Origin of the sequence: Bradyrhizobium sp. (assembly GCF_052389815.1) — a bacterium.
Lineage (GTDB): Bacteria > Pseudomonadota > Alphaproteobacteria > Rhizobiales > Xanthobacteraceae > Bradyrhizobium.
Genome location: NZ_JBQTHN010000136.1, coordinates 15,596 through 33,410, shown reverse-complemented (window position 1 = coordinate 33,410; position 17,815 = coordinate 15,596). Strand labels below are relative to the sequence as shown.

The following is a 17,815-nucleotide window of genomic DNA, read 5'->3' as shown; positions in this document are numbered from 1 at the left end:
TGAGCCGTGCGCGACCTGCGCGGTCATGTCGGTGGCGAGCCAGATCTTGCTCGCAACGCCGGCGGCGTTGCAGACGCCAGACGCAATCGAACTGCGTTTGCCTCCGGCCGGCGCCGAGCTTGCCTATCTGGGTACGCCATGGCCGGCATTCCAGTCGCGCGCACCTCCCGTTTCCTGACCACCGATCGACGTCCTTCGGGATCGCCGCCAGCAGGCGCTTGACCCCCTTGGACACGGCGAAATCGCCCGTCGCCATGCGACGGCATCAGGAATGGACAATGAGAATCCTCGAGAGACGAGTTCTATTTGCCGCCGGCGCGAGCTGGCTGGCGCTAGGCGCGCATGCGTTCGCACAGAACACGCCGGCCGCGCTTCCCGACGTCAATGTGACGGCGCCAAGCCCGATCGTGAAACGAAAGCCTGCTGTGGTACGCGCACCCGCGCGTGTTGCGAGGGTCGCCACCGGCACCAGGCGCGACCCTTCCCCGCAGGCGCAGCCTGCGCCGGCGGCACCCACGCCGCAACAAGGCGTGCTGCCAATCGTCACCGACCAGTTCGCGACCGTCACGGTGGTGCCGAACGAAGAGATCCGCCGCCATGGCGGCGGCACGCTCGGCGATCTTCTGTTCTCGAAGCCCGGCATCACCGGCTCTGAATTCGCGCCCGGCGCATCCAGTCGCCCGATCATCAGGGGCCTCGACGTCAATCGCGTCGGCATCGTGGAGAATGGAGTCGGCAGCAACGGCGCATCCGACCTCGGCGAAGATCACTTCGTGCCGATCGATCCGCTTACGACAAACCAGGTCGAGGTCATCCGCGGACCGGCAACCCTGCGTTACGGCTCTACCGCAATCGGCGGTGTCGTCAGCGCAACAAACAATCGCATTCCGGACGCGTTGCCCTCCTGCGCGGCGGCGCCGCCGTTCCGGAGCTACGGGCTTCCCACCAAGGCGCCGCTGGCCAACGTTGGATCGCCGGGCTGCGCTACTGCGGAAACACGGACGGCGGTCGCCTCGGTCGATCGCGGCGGCGAAGGTGCCGTGCTGCTCGACGCCGGCGGGGGCAACTTTGCGGTCCACGCCGACGCCTTCGGCCGCAAGGCCGGCGACTACTTCATCCCCAGCTATCCGTTCCTGACCGACCCGAATTTGCCGTTCAACGGGCGTCAGCCGAATTCCGCGTCGCAAGCCTACGGCGGATCGGTCGGCGGCTCCTACATCTTCGATGGCGGCTTCATCGGCGCGGCGATCACACAGCACAACGCGCTCTACCACATTCCCGGCATCGAGGGCACCGAGCTCCTGACCCGGATCGACGGCAAACAGACAAGGTTCACCAGCAAGGGCGAATACCGGCCGGACAATGCGGTGATCGATGCGATCCGATTCTGGGCCGGGGCGACCGACTATAAGCATGACGAAATCGGTCTCGAGCAGCCCGGCGTAGGGCCGCTGCTTGTGCATCAGACCTTTACCAACAAGGAGCAGGAAGGCCGCGTCGAGGTGCAGTTTGCGCCGTTCAACGTCCGCTTTGCTGCGCTGACCACCGCCGTCGGTGTCCAGGCCTCGCGCCAGAAGCTGACCGCACCGAGCCCCGAGGATCCCAGCAGCCCGATCAATGGATTGTTCGATCCGAACAAGAACGCGAAGGTCGCCGGATATATCTTCAATGAGTTCATGTTCAGCAATGTCACCAAGGCTCAAGTCGCCGGACGTATTGAGAACGCCGATCTGAACGGAAGCTTCCCCACCTTCATTCCGGAAGTATTCGATCTCAACGTCGATCCCGCCGCGGTAGGCCCCGCGACGGCAGTCAATCGCAACTTCACCCCGAAGAGCGGCAGCATCGGCCTGATCCAGAACCTGCCATGGGATCTGGTCGCGAGTATCACCGGCCAGTATGTCGAGCGCGCGCCAAAGCCAGCGGAGCTGTTTTCGCGGGGCGTCCACGAGGCTACCGGGACTTTCGACATCGGCAACCCCAATCTCGGCATCGAAACGGCAAAATCCGTTGAGGCTGGCTTGCGGCGCGCCACCGGCCCGTTCCGGTTCGAGCTCACCGGCTACTACACAAAGTTCAACGGCTTTATCTACCGCCGCCTGACCGGCAACACCTGCGAGGGCGGTGTGTGCCAGCTTGGCCCAGGTCTCGAATTGAACCAGGCGATCTACACCCAGCGCGACGCGACGTTTCGCGGCGGCGAACTCCAGTTCCAGTACGACGTGATGCCGGTCTGGAACGGCATATGGGGAATCGAGGGCCAGTATGACATCGTTCGCGCGACGTTTGACGACGGCACCAATGTGCCGCGTATCCCGCCACAACGCTTGGGCGGTGGAGTATTCTATCGCGACGCCAACTGGTTTGCGCGCGTCAACCTGCTGCACGCGTTTGCGCAAAACGACGTCGCGCCGATCGCGGAGACTCCGACGCCAGGCTACAACCTGCTGAGGGCCGAGGTCAGCTACAAGACGAAGCTCGATTCGAGCTGGTTCGGCGCGCGCGAAATGTATGTCGGATTGGTGGGCAACAACCTGCTGAACGAGAACATCCGCAATGCCGTGTCCTACAACAAGGACCAGGTGCTGCTTCCGGGGATCGGCGTAAGGGCGTTCGCGAACCTGAAGTTCTAGGAGCGCGACCTCATCCTGACCCTCAAGGTGAGGAGCGCCGCAGTGCGGCGCGTCTCAAACCACGAGGCCACTGGCGGCGCCTCCGCCGCTACTTCGCCTTGCTCCAGTCCGGGCGGATGTCGCCGGAAACGCCCTCGAACGCGCCTTCGGCGAGTTCGGCGACAAGCAGGCGGCTGTAGTCGACCGGGCCGGGCATGGTCGCCCTGCCCTTCGGCACCGCCTTGAAGCCGACGCGGCTGTAATAGGCCTCGTCGCCGACCAGGATGACGAGGCGATGACCGGCCTTCTTCGCATCCGCTAGCGCACGATCCATCAGTGCACGCCCTACCCCGCGGCTGCGGAACGGCGGCTCGACGGTCAGCGGCCCAAGCATCAGCGCCGGCGTATCGCCGATGCAGATCGGCAACTGCCTGACCGAGCCGACCAGCAGCGTACCGATCCACGCGGTGAACGACAGGTCGAGCAGGTGATCGACATGCTCGCGCAGGCGATAGGCGCTGAGCACGAAGCGGCCGGGGCCGAAGGTGCGCTCGTGCAGCCGCTCGATCGCGTCGGCGTCGTTCGGCCTTTCGGGGAGGACGGTGAGGGAGAGATCACTCATGACATAGCGTTTTCAAGCGAAGTGGGCACCGGTTCGCGTCGAGAAAACGCGTCAAACTAGGTTCTTGGGAGATAGCATCTGCGGCGGGCGGGGTCCATCGCCCCGCACGCGCCGATTTGGGTCAGCGCCTGCCGACCGCCGGCTGGGACAGATAGGCCAGCAGCTTGATCTCGCGCCGGCCACGCGTCACCGTGTCGAGCACGAGGCCGGAAGATATTGACAGTACGGCGACGATCATCAGTCCCATGGACAGCACCGCCGTCGGCAGCCGCGGCACCACGCCCTGCTCCAGATACGTGACGAGGACGGGGATCGCGAGCCCGATCGACACCAGCATCAGGAAAACGCCGATCGCCGTAAAGAACCGCAGCGGCTTTTCGGAGCGATAGAGCCGCAGGATGGTGCCGAGGATGCGGAAACCGTCGCGCCAGGTGTTGAGCTTGCTGAACGAGCCCTCCGGACGCGCATAATAAGGCGTCGCGACCTCGGCGACCGGCAGCGCCAGTTCCAGCGCATGCACGCTGAGCTCGGTCTCGATCTCGAAGCCGTCGGACAGCACGGGGAAGGATTTTACGAAGCGGCGCGAGAACACGCGGTAGCCGGAGAGAATGTCCTTGAACGCCTCGCCGAAAACCGAGGCGAGGAACGTCGTCAGCATCCAGTTGCCGGTGCGGTGCCCGGGCCGGTAGGCCGCGACCGACTGATCGACACGCAGGCCAACCACCATGTCGAGATGTCCGGCGACGAGCTTTTCGATCATCTTGGGTGCGCTCGGAGCGTCATAGGTGGCATCGCCATCGACCAGCACGTAAACGTCGGCATCGATGTCGGCGAACATGCGCCGCACCACGTGGCCCTTGCCCTGATGCATCTCGCTGCGCACCTCGGCGCCGGCCTCGCGGGCTACCTCAACGGTGCGATCCCCCGAATTGTTGTCGTAGACGTAGATGGTCGCTGATGGCAGCGCCTTGCGGAAATCGGCGACGACGGTCGCAACCGCCGCCTCCTCATTGTAGCACGGCACCAGCACGGCAATCGTCGGCTGAGCAGTCGCGGCTTGCGGAAATTCCTCCTGCGCAAATCGCGCGAGCGCTTCCGCCATACCCGCCAGATCGCCGCGAAGTTTCGGCAGGCGTTTTGGGCTCAGTGCAGCGCTCATCATCAATCCTTAACGACCGTTAGGGTTGTTTGCGCCCAATCATATGGACCGATCGCTAATGATCTCTAACGCCAGGTCGCGATTATTGTCTCGTTTTGGAGGACTTCCGCGATCCGGCGGCGCGTCCCTTCGGTGGTGTCGGCCGGCAGCGCGTCCACCGCGAAGAAGCCGCAGGCCGAAATCTCGCGGTTGGGCCCGGGCATGCGGTCCTGCCGGAATTCCCTGACCACGTAGATGGCGACATGGTCGCGGCGCGAGACGTGGCTGTTGAAGAACAGCCCGTGCAGCTCCGGCTCGGCCAGAACCTCGATCCTGCCCTCCTCCATCAATTCGCGCTTCAACGCCTCCAGAATGGTCTCGCCGGCCTCGACCCCGCCGCCCGGCAATTGCCAGCCGGTGACATAGGTGTGGTGGATCAGGAACACCTTGCCGTCCGCATCGAGCACGACGCCGCGGACGCCCAGCGTCATGCCGCGAGCCAGGCGCCAGTAGAGATGGAAAATCCGGCGCAACAGCGGCTCGAGGCGCTTGCGCAAGGCCGAGAGGTTCATGTCAGGCGCCTTCTCCGCTTCGCATCGCGATTGATCCTTGCGCGAAGCGGGCCGCCTTGCCAATAGAGGGAGGATCATTCCGGCCGGACTCAAGCCGATGGCATTCACACTGGCGCATTTGTCGGACCCGCATCTGCCGCCCTTGCCGGCGGCGCGGTTTCGCGATCTGGCGAGCAAGCGCGCGCTGGGATATCTCAACTGGACCCGCAACCGCCACAAATTTCATCGCCGCGAGGTGCTGGACACCCTCGTCGCCGACGTCCGCGCGCAAGCACCGGACCACATCGCGGTCACCGGCGATCTCGTCAATCTGGCGCTGGAGGCGGAGTTCGCCCCGTCGCGGGCGTGGCTCGAAAGCGTCGGTGAGGCCGAGCGCGTCACCGTCATCCCCGGCAATCACGACGCCTATGTGCGCGCCACCAGGTATCGCGCGGCGGAAGCGTGGAGCGACTATCTGCGCGGCGATATCGACGGCGGCAATGGCGCCTTTCCCTTCGTGCGCAGGCGCGGGCCGCTGGCGCTGATCGGCGTCTCCTCGGCCGTGCCGACGCTGCCGCTGATGGCGACGGGGAAGCTCGGCTCCGCGCAGATGCAGGCACTCGATCGCATCCTCGCGCAACTCGCCGCCGAGCAGGCGTTCCGCGTGCTGCTGGTGCATCATCCGCTGCACTCGACCTCGCGGGTCAAGCGGCTGACGGATTCCAGGCAGCTGCGCGCGCTGATCAGGCAGCATGGCGTCGAGCTGGTGCTGCACGGGCACGACCACATCCACTCGACGATGTGGATCGAGGGCCCGCGCGGCGAGATCCCGGTGATCGGCGTGCCGTCGGCATCGGCGGTGGCGCATGGGCACTATCCGGGCGCCGCCTTCAACATGTTTTCGATCGCGCGCGAGGACGGCGCCTGGCGGGTCGAGCAGGTCGTGCGCGGCATCGATCGCGAAATGCGCGTGAAGGAAATTCGTCAGGTGCGGCTCATATAATGCTCGTCATTGTAAAGTGCGCCGAAGCAGTCCGTTTCTCCGCTGCGGTAATATGGATTGCTTCGCGGAGCCTGTCATCCGGCGGCGCTTCGCGCCGACCGGGTGGCTTACAATGACGTCAGAGGTTTTTCAGGCTCGCATACAGCGCAAGGCCGAACAGCGCGGCGGCGCCGAGGATGAAGCCGAGCAGGAACATGCCCCAGCCGCGGCGGCGGCGCGGTTCTTCCTTTTCTTCCGGCGCCGGCGCCGGCGTTGCGACGAGGGCGTGCTCGCGCTCGATCATGCGGCGGGCGAGGTAGTCGGTGACCGCCTCGACGATCACGGGCACGTCGTGCGACTCGGCGAGCACGATGCGGCCGAAGCGGGTATCCTGCACGAAGCGATAGATGCGCTTGTCGCGGCCCATCAGGACGTGCGCGACGACGTCGATCCACAATCGCGGCGTCTCGCCCTGGCTGATGCCGCGGTCGAACAGGTCGATCTTGTCGGGCACCTCGGCGAACAGCGGGTCGAGCGCTTCGTTGAGGATTTCCAGCCGCGCGACTTCGGCATCGCGCAGGTCGACGACCACGCCGGTACGGTCGGCGGCCTCGATGCGCGCCTTGCGAAGGGCATCGCGCAGCCGCATCGGACTTTCGCTGGAGCTGGCGGCGTTCTGCGCATCTGACATGGGCGCCTCTCTCGGACTTGCACTTTCTTCCGTTAACCTAGCAGTAACCATTAGGTCCGCAAAGGGCGTTTGGTTTCAAGGGGTTATGGTTATAGTCCCATTGTGAGGCAACCTCTCGCCCCGCCCTGCCGCGGCGAAATGAGAGAGGAAAAGACAACTCCGCCCCCTACACGTGCTCGGCCCCGCCCGGCTTGCGCCGGACGGGGCCGATTGTGTCTGGACGTTGCAGGCGGAGGACCTTCAGGCCTGCGCCGAGCGATCCGGCTCCTCCACGATGGTGTAGCGGACGCCAGCCTTGTGGCGGCTCTCTTCGGATACTTCCTTCCAGCAGTCTTCCGCTTCCTTGCGGGTCTTGAACGGGCCTTTGACCTGGGCCGAGCCTTCCACGAGCTTGTGGAAGTTCATCGAGCCGAACTCGCCGCCGATAACCCAGAAAAGGCTGCCCTTGCTCATTTACGTAGTCTCCTTGCGAAATCGCAGCCGTTACCCGGCCGCCTGAATCTGCTGCAAAGCGGGGATAGGTCGCCATGCCCTCGGCCTTGCCGCGCGTCAGCCCATACATACCATGGTTCAGCGAGTGGAAACCCGCCAAAGTCACGGACCGGAACTGTCCGATAGACCTTGTGCATCGCCTCGGACAGTATCCGGCGTGAAATATCATGCCGTTCCGATCCCGACTGTGACCGGCAGAGCACATAGGAATCCTTTCCGCTGGGCCAGTGTCGGCCGGTGCGCCACGGCGATTGAATAAGCACGGTGGCGGCAGTGCGCCGGCAGCAGCCGTGCGCACGCTGACGTTGGCGAGGGCGACTCATTCCCGGCACAATCCCCGCTCGCCCTCGTGTTATGTTCGCCGGCGAATCAGGGAAATTCGCATGGCCGACAGCGACAGCCGGATCGCCTGGCACCGGGCGCAATTGAAGAAGAACCGCGAGGCGCTGAAGGCGCTGGAAGTCGCGCGCTTTCGCGGCCAGCACGACAAGATCGGCGATACCGAGAAGGCGATGGCCGGACTCGAGCGCAAGATCGCGGAGTCCGAGAAGTGCATCGCCGCCCACGAGCGGCAGACGCGCCGGCCGCTGGGCACCGATTTCGGCAGCCTGAAGAACGTGAGCTGGGGCAACTGGAGCGCGCATAAGACGTAAGGGATGGATGTTCGGGACGGGCTCTCGCCTCACAACCGGTGATCGCATCCCACCGCACGGTTCGTGACGATCTCGAGCCGCCCCTTTCACCGGGTGGGACGGGCCGGGTTATGGCACCGTCTCGCGATTATGAAAAGCGGAATACTTTTTCGGCAATGGCTTGACCCGCAGATGGTGTATTCTGCCTTTCGGAAGCGCCAGGGCTGGTGGTGGCAGGCGGGTAGGATGGGTAGAGCGAAAGCGAAACCCATCAGTTCCTTGCGCCGGGAGACGATGGGTTTCGTTTCGCTCTACGCCACGCTGGAGCGCATGGCCGAGATCATGGAGAAGCGTCAGGGGTGACCTCGTAGGGCGGGTTAGCGCCAGCGTAACCCGCCGACGGTCTCGCCCTGTGGAACGGCGGATTACGCTGACGCTAACACACCAAACAAAAAGACCGCCCCGAGGGCGGCCTTGTCGTGCTCCGATCCGGCAGCCGCGGTCAGTATTGCGCGGTGACGATCGGCGAATTCTTCAGGCAACGGCGCGCGGACGCGATCTCCGCCTCGCTCGCCCCGTTGCTGCGGGCATAGGCTTCCGCGGCTGCGGCGCTGTACTTGGCGACGTAGAACCGGACCACCGAGCAGGAAACCCGGCGCAGCACGGACTGTTCGGCGGCCTGGGCAAGCTGCGACGAACCGATGAGAACAGCCACAATGAAAAACGCTCGCAGACCCATCCAGGGCGCTCCTTTCGAATCCAAATGTGTCGGAAACGGCCGTCATCGGCCAGCGGTTGGGTGCGGATTGGCACAGGCGCGTGCGGGAAGCAACCCCGGAAGAACGTGGGGGCACGCGTGAGGTGCGGGGAAAGCAATGGAAACTTGAAAAGCGCAAGCTTTTCAATGGGGAAAGAGGTATGCGTTACCGGTCGGTGTAAAGGTTAAGGGCGCAAACGCGCGCAGATGATTTCACTCACGCGCGGCTTACGGCGATGCGGGGGCGCGGCAATAGGCGGGTTAGCGACTTGTCAGCCGTAGCTCGAACAGCGAAGGCGAAGACATAAGCCGCCGATACTTTGTGCGCGGGATGGCGGATTACGCTTGTCGCCAATCTGCCCTACTTCTTACCCCCACGGCCCTTTCCGCCTCGTGCCCCTACCCCACGGCCCCCGCGACGGATAATGCGCGCCGGCACCGCGCAGCGGCGCGCCCTGCCCGCCGATCTCCGCCGCAAGCTGCTGCAGCGCGGCGATGCGGTTCTGCGTCGACGGATGCGTCGCGAACAAATTGTCCATGCCCTGCCCCGTCAGCGGGTTGATGATGAACATGTGCGCAGTCGCGGGGTTGCGCTCGGCGTGGTAGTTCGGCTGCTGGTGGGCGGCGTTCTCGATGCGGGAGAGCGCGGAGGCCAGCCACATCGGGTTGCCGCAGATGCGCGCGCCGAGATCGTCGGCGGCGTATTCGCGGGTGCGGCTGATCGCCATCTGCACCAGCATGGCGGCGAGCGGCGCCAGGATCATCATCGCGATCGAGCCAATGATGCCGGGGCCATGGTTGTTGTCGCGATTGCCGCCGAAGAACATGCCGAACTGCGCAATCATGCCGATGGCGCCGGCAATGGTCGCGGTGATGGTCATGGTCAGCGTGTCGTGGTTCCTGATGTGCGCGAGCTCGTGCGCGATGACGCCGGCGAGCTCCTCCCGCGAAAGCTGCTGCATCAGGCCGACGGTGACGGCGACGGCGGCGTTGTCCGGGTTGCGGCCGGTGGCAAACGCATTAGGCTGCGCCTCGTCCATCAGGAAGACGCGCGGCATCGGCAGCTGCGCGCGGGAAGCGAGCTCGGCGACGAGGTTGTAGAGATCGGGCGCGCTGTTGCGGTCGACCTGATGGGCGCCGTACATCGACAGCACCATGCGGTCGGAATTCCAGTAGGTGAACAGGTTCATGCCCGCGGCAATGACCAGCGCGATCAGGGCGCCGCCCTTGCCGCCGATCAGGAAGCCCACGCCCATGAAGAGCGCGGTGAGGCCTGCGAGCAGAAGCGCGGTGCGGAAATAGTTCATGGGTCCATCCTCCGCGACTAAAGGTAGGGACCGGGGAACCGGGGGCGCAAGGGGTGCGTCGCGGCGACGCGGGAGGATTAACGTTTCGTCATGGCCGGGATCCGACCTCTCCCCGCTCTTCTGCGGGGAGAGGTCGACGCCGAAGCGCAGCGCAGGCGGCGGGTGAGGGGCCGGCCGGGAAAGCTCGCCGCATAATTGCACTCACCGAATCCTCGAATCCAAAAGCCGGACCGGAAGGACCTTCGTCGCGGAAGCGTCGTGCCCGGCCCCTCACCCGGATCGCATCTATCGATGCGATCCGACCTCTCCCCGCGAACGTGCGGGGAGAGGTCAGCCGAAGCCCGGACCCATGCCCGTCAGTAGCTCGTGATCGCCATGTTGGCCATCGCGGTGGCCTGGTTGTGGTGGCCGCCGTCGGTACCGCCGTTCGGCAGCACGCCGTCGTCCTCGATGTCGAAATGAACGCCGGCGCCGAGCTCGCCGACCTTCTCGTAAGCGCCGTAAACGGTGTTGGCGTCGACCGTGATGTCGCTGGCCTTCACCTTGTCGCCATACACCTTGATGGTGCCGAGCAGATCCTCGTCATGCGCGCCGGCATTGCCCTGCTGGCTGATGACGGTGATCAGGCTGTAGTCGGTGCGGCCGTCGTTGTTGGCATCGACATACTGGATCGACTTGACCTCGGCGGTGTGCGCCGAAATCTCGATCTTGTCGCCCTGGCTGCGGCGGAAGTCGGTGATGACGTCGTTGCCGAAGCCGTCGACCCAGTGATCGTGCACCGCGTTGTTCTCGCCGGTGACGCCCACCCAGTCGATGGTGCCGTCGGCGTTGACGTGCTTGGCGACGATCTCGTCCTTGGCGTTGACCATGCCCTCGAAGCGGAAGGTGTCGGCGCCGCGGCCGCCGGTCAGCGTGTCGTTCGTCTGGGTGAAGGCGGCGGATTCGGCGGCGAAGATCTGGGTCTTGCCGTCCTGCGCCGCCACCATCTCGCCGGCGTCGGAGCGCGACAGCAGCACGTCGTTGCCGTTGCCGCCGTCCATGCGGTCGGCGCCGAAGCCGCCGACCAGGAGATCGTTGCCGGTGCCGCCGGCCAGGCTGTCGTTGCCGCTTCCGCCCCAGACCTTGTCGTCGCCGCTGCCGCCATTGAGCATGTCGTTGCCCGCCATGCCGGCCAGCGTGTCGGCGCCGGCGCCGGCGAACAGGAAGTTGCCGCCGCTCGTGCCGTTGAGATGGTCGTGACCGGCGGAGCCACCGGTGAGCGATGCCAGGAAATCGGCAAATCCCGAATCGCTCCGCAGCAGCCGTTCGAGCATTGAGTAACGCGCCATTCTGATACTCCCTCAGAGATACCGCCTCTTTGTGCAAGACGACGCGACGCACGCGTTCGCGCGGGCGGGAAGACGAGGCATGCTGCCGCCGAACGCAAAATCAACAGGCGAAGGCGTCCGGGAGAGGACCCGCGCGTGGCGGAGCTTGCGCGCTCGCCGGGCGATATTGCGTCGCGCAGGCGACAACGGCCTCACGCGCGCGCCGCGATGCGGACCCACTCGCGAAGAGGTTGTGGCCGCGGCGCGGCCCGCCTGCGCGGCCATTGCGGCAAGACGCTGCTCCCTCCTCGTCGCGCACCGGGCTCGGCCGTGACGCGCGTTAACGTTTGACGAGGCACGACGCCAAACGACATTGCGGCGATTTTACGTTGGGAACCGGTGTTTTTCCGGAAGCACCGGGCCGGACAAATCACTTCGTCGCGTGCTAAAGCAGGCCTGCCGCTACACGGAACCCGCGCCCACTCCCTTCGTTTCAAGGAAGCGTATGGCAAAGACCCACGCGAAGCGACTCCAGGACATCGTTGCCGGCTTCGTTACCCTGATCGCGCTTGGCGCGGTTTGCTGGCTCGCCGCGCCGGCGTCCGCGAATGCCGCCGCCAATCCGAAGCAGGGCGCGACGCAGCCGGCGAAGAAGCCCGAGGCAAAGAAGCAGGAAATGAAGAAGCCCGCGGCGAAGAAACCGGAGGCTAAGAAGCCGGAGCCGAAGGCTGCGGCGAAGAAGGACTCAAAGCCCGCGCGCGAGGCTGCCGGCAAAAAGGCTGCCGCCAAGAAGACGGCGCATCGCAAGGGCAAGCCGGCCAAGCACGCCGCCAAGACCAAGCGCGGCAAGAAACCCGCCGCCGACGATGACGACGACGAGGACGACAAGCCGTCGGCGCCGCCCCTGACCGGCGATCTTGCCGTGCTGAAGAAGGCTTTCGATCTCGCGCGCGAGGGCGAGACGGACGATGCCACGGAAGCGGCGAAGACGATCGCCGATCCCGCCGGGCAGAAGCTCGCCGAATGGTTCATCCTGCGCCAGGGCGAGACCCAGGCGCGCTTTGCCCGCTTTGCGGCGTTCATGGCCGACAACCCGGCCTGGCCGAGCCAGGCGCTGATGCGCCGCCGCGCCGAAGCGCGGCTGTGGCAGGAGAAGGCCGATGTGGCCACCATCCGCGCATTCCTCGCCGACAAGACCCCGCTGACCGCCAAGGGCCGCTTCGCGCTGGCGCGGGCGCGGCTTGCCGAAGGCGATCGCCTCGCCGCCGCGCGCGAGGTGAAGGCGGCCTGGCGCGCCGAGGAACTCGGCGAAGCCACCGAAGAAGCGGCGTATGAGGAGTTTCGCGATCTGCTCGCGCGCGAGGACCACCGCGCGCGCATGGACAAACGGATCGGCGCCAAGGAGCTTGGCGCGGCGATGCGCGCCGCCAAGCGGCTCGGCGACGACTACGTCGCGATCGTGAAGGCGTGTTCGGCGGTGAAGGGCGACGCCAACAAGGCGCTCGGCAAGCTCAACGACGTGCCGGAGGAAGCGCGCGCCGATCTCGGCTACGTTCTCTGCCGCGTCAAATGGGCGATGAAGAAGGACAAGATCGTCGAGGCCGCGAAGACGATCGTCGCTGCGGCGCCCGAGACCATGGCGCAGCAGGACACCGACGAATGGTGGCGCGACCGCCGCACGATCTCGCGCAAGCTGCTCGACATGGGCGAATTCCAGCTCGCCTACGACGTGGTAAAGGACGCGGCGACGCCCGGGCTGGATGCCTACAAGGCGGACTACGCCTTCATGCCGGGCTGGATCGCGCTGCGCTACCTGGGCGACCCCGCCACCGCCGCGAAATACTTCGCCGATATCGACAAGGGCCTCTCCCATCCGATCACGCTGGCGCGCGCCAATTACTGGCGTGCCCGCGCGGCGGAAGCGGCCGGCAATGCGCACGCCGCGCGCGCGTTCTACGAGGCGTCGAGCAAGTACCCGACCGCCTATTACGGGCAGATGTCGCGCAGGAAGCTCGGCCTGGAGCCGGTCGAGTTGCGCATGCCGCATCCGGAGAAGACGGCGGCGGCAACCGACGAGCGCGTGCGCGCCGCCGCCATGCTTTATGCCGTCGGCGAAAAGGACCTGGTCAAGACGTTCGCGCACGATCTCGGCGAGGAGTGCCAGGATGAAGCCGCGATGGCCGCGCTCGGCGACCTCACCTACGCTCGCGAGGACGCGATCGCCATGCTGCAGCTCGGCAAGAACGCGCTCGGCCGCGGCTTTGCCATGGAGCACTACGCCTTCCCCACCGTCGGCATTCCGCCGCACACGCAGTGGGAGCCGGCGACCGAGCACGGCATGATCTATTCGGTGGCGCGCACCGAAAGCGCGTTCGACCAGCGCGTCCATTCGCCCGCCGATGCGGTCGGCCTGATGCAGATCACTCCGGAAGCCGGCAAGGACACGGCCAAGCGTTTCGGCACCAAATACGACTGGAAGCGCATGAAGAAGGACCCCGTCTACAACACGCAGATGGGCGCCGGCGAGCTCTCCGCGCTGATGAGCGAATACAAGGGTTCGCTGATCATGACCTTCGCCGGCTACAATGCCGGCCGGGGCCGCGTGCGCGACTGGATCAAGCTGCGCGGCGATCCCCGCGATCCCAATGTCGACGCGGTCGACTGGGTCGAGCGCATCCCCTTCTCAGAAACGCGCAACTATGTGCAGCGGGTGATCGAGAATCTCGGCGTCTACCGCGCCCGCTTCGGCACCGGCACATCGGCGCCCGCCATGGCCGGGCGCGAGCAGGCGCCGGCCCCGGTCCCGGCCAGCGCCGCCGCACGGGCGCCCGCGCCGGGCCAGACGAATGCCGCCGCCCCCGCCAAGGCCGCGGCATCCACCTCGGCCGACGCCGGGGTGCAGTGACAAATCGACCGGGATATTGGATGTACTCCCTCGCCCCGCTCTCTTGTCCGCCGAAGCCCGCCTTCGGGCGAAGGCGGATGCGGGGAGAGGGTAGGGGTGAGGGGCTGTCTCAACATCGGGACTCGCGGAGAATCCCCCTCACCCGAATCGCATCTTCGATGCGATCCGACCTCTCCCCGCACGCGGGGAGAGGTGAAGAATCAGCTACAAATCGGCGGACTCCTTGGAGCTAGCGGGGATGGGCATGCCGACGATGACGCGCGTATTGAAACCGGTGGCGATGGCAGCCGCGCTGCTGATCTCTTCCGCGGCCTCCGCGCAATTGTTTCAGCAACAGCCGACGGCGCGCACCGCGCCGGGAGGGACACGACCTGGCGCGACCGCGCCGGCCCCCGGCGCGCCGTCCGCGCCGAGGCCGGTGGCGACGACGCCCTCGCCGCGCGCGGCGGCGTGTCACGGCGGGGCCTCGTTCGACAAATTCCTCGCCGAGCTGAAGCAGCGCGCTGCGAGCGAAGGCGTCTCGCAGCGGACGCTCGTCGCCGCCGCGCCCTACCTCGTCTACGACCAGGGCATCGTCAACCGCGACCGCGGCCAGCGCGTGTTCGGCCAGATCTTCACCCAGTTTGCCGGGCGCATGGCCGCCGTCTATCGCATGCAGCAGGGCCAGCAGCGCATCAAGGCGCACGCGGCGGCGTTCGCGCGCGCCGAGAAGGAATATGGCGTGCCGCCGGCCGTAATCGCCGCGTTCTGGGGGCTGGAGAGCGATTTCGGCGCCAACATGGGCAATCTGCCGTCGCTGCCTTCGCTGGTGTCGCTGGCCTATGACTGCCGCCGCTCGGAGATGTTCCAGAACGAGACCGTCGCGGCGCTGAAGATTCTCGAGCGCGGCGATCTCTCAGCCAGCGAGATGATCGGCTCCTGGGCCGGCGAGCTCGGCCAGACGCAGTTTTTGCCGACGCATTATTTCAACTATGCCGTGGACTACGACGGCGACGGCCATCGCAACCTGTTGCGCAGCGCGCCCGACGTGATCGGTTCGACCGCGAATTACATCGCGACCGGACTGAAGTGGCGGCGCGGCGAGCCGTGGCTGCAGGAGGTGCGCATGCCGCCGAACCTGCCGTGGGAGCAGACGGACCTCTCGACCAAGCACCCGCGCTCGAAATGGGCGGCGTGGGGCGTGACCTATCCCGACGGCAAGCCGCTGCCGAACGACGACCTGCCCGCCTCCGTGCTGCTGCCGATGGGACGCACGGGTCCGGCGTTCATGGCGTATCCGAATTTCGCAGCCTATACCGAGTGGAATAACTCGCTGATCTACGCGACCACCGCGGGCTACCTGGCGACGAGAATTGCCGGCGCACCGCCGATGCGCCAGCCCGCGCAGCCGGTGGCGCAATTGCAGTTTGCCGAGGTCAAGGAGCTGCAACAGCTCTTGGTGCGCGCCGGCCACAATGTCGGCAAGGTCGACGGCGTGCTCGGCCAGCAGAGCCGCGTCGCGGTCAAGGCGATGCAGCAGAAATACGGCCTGCCCGCGGATTCCTGGCCGACCGCGGAATTGCTGGCGCGCATGCGCGGCCCCGGCGCGCAGGCGCTGCCCGCGGGCGCGATAATGCCGCAGGCGCGGTGATTTCTTCCCTCATGGTGAGGGGAATCGTCATTGTGAGGAGCGAAGCGACGAAGCAATCCACCGCGCTTCCTCACACTGGATTGCTTCGCTTCGCTCGCAATGACGTGCTAGAGATTCTCCCGAAAAACCTCAGGGAGAAGCGCTCACATGTCCTTCCACGACGCCGCCGTACCCGCATTCCTGCAGATTCTCGGCGCCCTCGACGGCATCCTCGAAAAGGCCGAAGCGCATTGCAAGGCGAAGAACATCCAGCCCGAGGTGCTGCTCTCGGCGCGGCTCTATCCGGACATGTTTCCGCTGACGCCGCAGATCCAGACGGTGTGCGATTTCGCCGCCAAGACCTGCGCGCGGCTGACGGGGGGCGAGGTGCCGACCACCGCAGATACCGAAAAGAGCTTCGAGGAGCTGCGCCAACGCATTGCGAGGACGATCGACTATGTGAAAGCGTACAAGCCGGCGCAGTTCGACGGCGCGGAGAGCCGCGACGTCACCTTCCCGGTCGGCCCTAGCAACCAGATGACGCTGAAGGGCCAGCAATACCTGACCGGATTCGCGCTGCCGAACTTCTATTTCCACGCCGCCATCGCCCACGGCATCCTGCGCCACAACGGCGTAGAGATCGGCAAGCGGGATTTTCTCGGGGTCAGGTAGATCGTCGACCATGACGAATGAACCGGCATCCGGGTATTCGAGAGAAGACCGATGCTGCCCGCGCGGCAAATGCGCGGAAAATCTGCTACGACTGGCACGTCTGCGCCGCGCGAATGGCTTGCCGCTTGCGCAAAGGCTCGCCATACCCAACTCTTCCGTCATCTTCCATTTCTCGAAAGCCCTCGCATGAGCCAGTCCAAACTGTTCGAGCCCTTCAAGCTCGGCCCGATCACGCTGCCCAATCGCCTGGTGATGGCGCCGCTGACCCGCAACCGCGCGGTGCCGCCCGGCATGGTGCCGAGCCCGCTCGCGGTCGAGTATTACGGCCAGCGCGCTTCCGCGGGCCTCTTGATCACCGAGGCGAGCCAGGTGTCGCAGCAGGGCCAGGGCTATCAGGATACGCCCGGCATCCATTCGAAGGATCAGGTCGCAGGCTGGCGCAAGGTCACCGAGGCCGTGCATGAGCGCGGCGGGTGCATCTTCATCCAGATCTGGCATGTCGGCCGCATCTCGCACGACTCGCTGCAGCCCGGCGGCGGCAAGCCGGTGGCGCCCTCCGCCATCCGCGCCAAGGGCAAGACGTTCGTGAACGGCACCTTCACCGACATCTCCGAGCCGCGCGCGCTTGAGCTTTCCGAGATTCCTGACATCATCGACGACTTCAAGCGCGGCGCCGAGAATGCGTTGGCCGCAGGTTTCGACGGCATCGAGATTCACGGCGCCAACGGCTATCTGCTGGATCAGTTCGCCAAAGACGGCACCAACAAGCGCACCGATGCCTATGGCGGCGGAATCGAGAACCGCGCGAAGCTGATGCTGGAAGTGTCGAAGGCGGTCGCCGCGGTGGCGGGCCCCGAGCGCACCGGCATCCGCATCTCGCCGGTGACGCCGGCCAACGACGTCTCCGATTCCAACCCGCAGCCGCTGTTCGATTACATCGTGGACGGCCTCAACGCGCTGAAGCTGACTTACATCCACGTCATCGAGGGCGCCACCGGCGGACCGCGCGACAACGCGCCGTTCGACTATGCGTCGCTGCGCAAGCGCTTCAGCGGCGCCTACGTCGCCAACAACGGCTACGACTTCGCGCTGGCGAACAAGGTGCTGGATGCGAATGCGGCCGATCTCATCGCGTTTGGAAAACCCTTCATCGCCAACCCCGACCTCGTCGAGCGCCTGAAGAGGGGCGCGCCGCTGAATGCGCCGGACAAGGCGACGTTCTACGGCGGCGGTGCAAAGGGATATACGGACTATCCGACGCTGGCGGCGGCGGAGGCGGCGGAGTAGGGCTCGGTGCGCCCCCTCGCCCCGCTCTCTTGTCCCCGAAGCCCGCCTTCGGGCGAAGGCGGATGCGGGGAGAGGGTTGGGGTGAGGGGCTGCTTCCACGCATTCGACTCGCGGAGAGTCCCCCTCACCCGGATCGCATCTGACGATGCGATCCGACCTCACCCCGCACGCGGGGCGAGGTGAGAAGAGAAGGCGCAAAGCCCGGAGCGAAAATGGCCGGGATCGCTCCCGGCCTTTGGTTTTCGTTTTCC

At 65.7% G+C, this 17,815-nt stretch carries 15 protein-coding genes; 7 read left to right on the top strand and 8 right to left on the bottom strand.

What is annotated here, in order from left to right:
• Positions 1-278 precede the first annotated feature (278 nt).
• Entirely contained in the window at positions 279-2,633 is a 2,355-nt protein-coding gene (locus ACT4OC_RS21920; RefSeq protein WP_444841122.1) for a TonB-dependent receptor, read from the top strand.
• Positions 2,634-2,721: 88 nt separating this feature from the next.
• Here the strand turns inward: ACT4OC_RS21920 and ACT4OC_RS21915 are convergent, their stop codons facing one another.
• From ACT4OC_RS21915 to ACT4OC_RS21905, 3 genes are all read right to left on the bottom strand, one after another.
• Positions 2,722-3,234, bottom strand: coding sequence for a GNAT family N-acetyltransferase (locus ACT4OC_RS21915; RefSeq protein WP_444841121.1), 513 nt, complete (start codon positions 3,232-3,234; stop codon positions 2,722-2,724).
• A gap of 121 nt (positions 3,235-3,355) precedes the next feature.
• Positions 3,356-4,336, bottom strand: a complete 981-nt coding sequence (locus tag ACT4OC_RS21910; RefSeq protein WP_444841127.1) for a glycosyltransferase family 2 protein — start codon at positions 4,334-4,336, stop codon at positions 3,356-3,358.
• Positions 4,337-4,458: 122 nt separating this feature from the next.
• Entirely contained in the window at positions 4,459-4,944 is a 486-nt protein-coding gene (locus ACT4OC_RS21905) for an NUDIX domain-containing protein (RefSeq protein ID WP_444841120.1), read from the bottom strand.
• Positions 4,945-5,041: 97 nt separating this feature from the next.
• Between ACT4OC_RS21905 and ACT4OC_RS21900 the strand changes: the two genes are divergently transcribed.
• Positions 5,042-5,926, top strand: a complete 885-nt coding sequence (locus ACT4OC_RS21900; RefSeq protein WP_444841119.1) for a metallophosphoesterase family protein — start codon at positions 5,042-5,044, stop codon at positions 5,924-5,926.
• Between the two features lie 118 nt (positions 5,927-6,044).
• Here ACT4OC_RS21900 and ACT4OC_RS21895 read toward each other — a convergent pair whose 3' ends face one another.
• Both ACT4OC_RS21895 and ACT4OC_RS21890 read right to left on the bottom strand, forming a co-directional pair.
• Positions 6,045-6,596 carry a hypothetical protein gene (locus ACT4OC_RS21895; RefSeq protein WP_444841118.1) on the bottom strand — a complete coding sequence of 184 codons (552 nt, stop codon included), beginning with the start codon at positions 6,594-6,596 and terminating at the stop codon, positions 6,045-6,047.
• Between the two features lie 240 nt (positions 6,597-6,836).
• Entirely contained in the window at positions 6,837-7,049 is a 213-nt protein-coding gene (locus tag ACT4OC_RS21890; RefSeq protein WP_444841117.1) for a DUF4170 domain-containing protein, read from the bottom strand.
• Positions 7,050-7,471: 422 nt separating this feature from the next.
• Between ACT4OC_RS21890 and ACT4OC_RS21885 the strand changes: the two genes are divergently transcribed.
• Positions 7,472-7,741: a hypothetical protein gene (locus ACT4OC_RS21885; RefSeq protein ID WP_444841116.1), complete on the top strand. Its 270-nt coding sequence runs from the start codon at positions 7,472-7,474 to the stop codon at positions 7,739-7,741.
• A 481-nt stretch (positions 7,742-8,222) separates the two neighbouring features.
• On the opposite strand, the gene ACT4OC_RS21880 is transcribed toward ACT4OC_RS21885, so the two are convergent.
• From ACT4OC_RS21880 to ACT4OC_RS21870, 3 genes are all read right to left on the bottom strand, one after another.
• Positions 8,223-8,435: a hypothetical protein gene (locus ACT4OC_RS21880; RefSeq protein WP_444841115.1), complete on the bottom strand. Its 213-nt coding sequence runs from the start codon at positions 8,433-8,435 to the stop codon at positions 8,223-8,225.
• Between the two features lie 410 nt (positions 8,436-8,845).
• The gene (gene htpX / locus ACT4OC_RS21875; protein WP_444841114.1) at positions 8,846-9,784 is read right to left on the bottom strand and encodes a zinc metalloprotease HtpX; all 939 of its coding nucleotides are present in this window, start codon (positions 9,782-9,784) and stop codon (positions 8,846-8,848) included.
• A gap of 356 nt (positions 9,785-10,140) precedes the next feature.
• Positions 10,141-11,112: a calcium-binding protein gene (locus ACT4OC_RS21870; protein ID WP_444841113.1), complete on the bottom strand. Its 972-nt coding sequence runs from the start codon at positions 11,110-11,112 to the stop codon at positions 10,141-10,143.
• A gap of 655 nt (positions 11,113-11,767) precedes the next feature.
• Here ACT4OC_RS21870 and ACT4OC_RS21865 point away from each other — a divergent pair.
• The 4 genes from ACT4OC_RS21865 (at position 11,768) to ACT4OC_RS21850 (ending at position 17,564) form a co-directional block, all read left to right on the top strand.
• Positions 11,768-13,996 (top strand): lytic transglycosylase domain-containing protein, encoded by a 2,229-nt coding sequence (locus ACT4OC_RS21865; RefSeq protein ID WP_444841126.1) that lies wholly within the window; start codon positions 11,768-11,770, stop codon positions 13,994-13,996.
• A gap of 253 nt (positions 13,997-14,249) precedes the next feature.
• Positions 14,250-15,626, top strand: coding sequence for a lytic murein transglycosylase (locus tag ACT4OC_RS21860; protein WP_444841125.1), 1,377 nt, complete (start codon positions 14,250-14,252; stop codon positions 15,624-15,626).
• A gap of 147 nt (positions 15,627-15,773) precedes the next feature.
• Entirely contained in the window at positions 15,774-16,277 is a 504-nt protein-coding gene (locus tag ACT4OC_RS21855; protein WP_444841112.1) for a DUF1993 domain-containing protein, read from the top strand.
• A 186-nt stretch (positions 16,278-16,463) separates the two neighbouring features.
• Positions 16,464-17,564 (top strand): alkene reductase, encoded by a 1,101-nt coding sequence (locus ACT4OC_RS21850; RefSeq protein WP_444841111.1) that lies wholly within the window; start codon positions 16,464-16,466, stop codon positions 17,562-17,564.
• Positions 17,565-17,815: the final 251 nt, after the last annotated feature.

Excerpts from the sequence above, each read along its gene's own strand:
- ACT4OC_RS21890 (WP_444841117.1), bottom strand. The coding sequence starts at position 7,049 with ATGAGCAAGGGCAGCCTTTTCTGGGTTATCGGCGGCGAGTTCGGCTCG.
- ACT4OC_RS21865 (WP_444841126.1), top strand. The coding sequence starts at position 11,768 with ATGAAGAAGCCCGCGGCGAAGAAACCGGAGGCTAAGAAGCCGGAGCCG.
- ACT4OC_RS21905 (WP_444841120.1), bottom strand. The coding sequence starts at position 4,944 with ATGAACCTCTCGGCCTTGCGCAAGCGCCTCGAGCCGCTGTTGCGCCGG.
- htpX (WP_444841114.1), bottom strand. The coding sequence starts at position 9,784 with ATGAACTATTTCCGCACCGCGCTTCTGCTCGCAGGCCTCACCGCGCTC.
- ACT4OC_RS21915 (WP_444841121.1), bottom strand. The coding sequence starts at position 3,234 with ATGAGTGATCTCTCCCTCACCGTCCTCCCCGAAAGGCCGAACGACGCC.
- ACT4OC_RS21885 (WP_444841116.1), top strand. The coding sequence starts at position 7,472 with ATGGCCGACAGCGACAGCCGGATCGCCTGGCACCGGGCGCAATTGAAG.
- ACT4OC_RS21870 (WP_444841113.1), bottom strand. The coding sequence starts at position 11,112 with ATGGCGCGTTACTCAATGCTCGAACGGCTGCTGCGGAGCGATTCGGGA.
- ACT4OC_RS21850 (WP_444841111.1), top strand. The coding sequence starts at position 16,464 with ATGAGCCAGTCCAAACTGTTCGAGCCCTTCAAGCTCGGCCCGATCACG.
- ACT4OC_RS21855 (WP_444841112.1), top strand. The coding sequence starts at position 15,774 with ATGTCCTTCCACGACGCCGCCGTACCCGCATTCCTGCAGATTCTCGGC.
- ACT4OC_RS21860 (WP_444841125.1), top strand. The coding sequence starts at position 14,250 with ATGACGCGCGTATTGAAACCGGTGGCGATGGCAGCCGCGCTGCTGATC.
- ACT4OC_RS21910 (WP_444841127.1), bottom strand. The coding sequence starts at position 4,336 with ATGGCGGAAGCGCTCGCGCGATTTGCGCAGGAGGAATTTCCGCAAGCC.
- ACT4OC_RS21920 (WP_444841122.1), top strand. The coding sequence starts at position 279 with ATGAGAATCCTCGAGAGACGAGTTCTATTTGCCGCCGGCGCGAGCTGG.
- ACT4OC_RS21900 (WP_444841119.1), top strand. The coding sequence starts at position 5,042 with ATGGCATTCACACTGGCGCATTTGTCGGACCCGCATCTGCCGCCCTTG.
- ACT4OC_RS21895 (WP_444841118.1), bottom strand. The coding sequence starts at position 6,596 with ATGTCAGATGCGCAGAACGCCGCCAGCTCCAGCGAAAGTCCGATGCGG.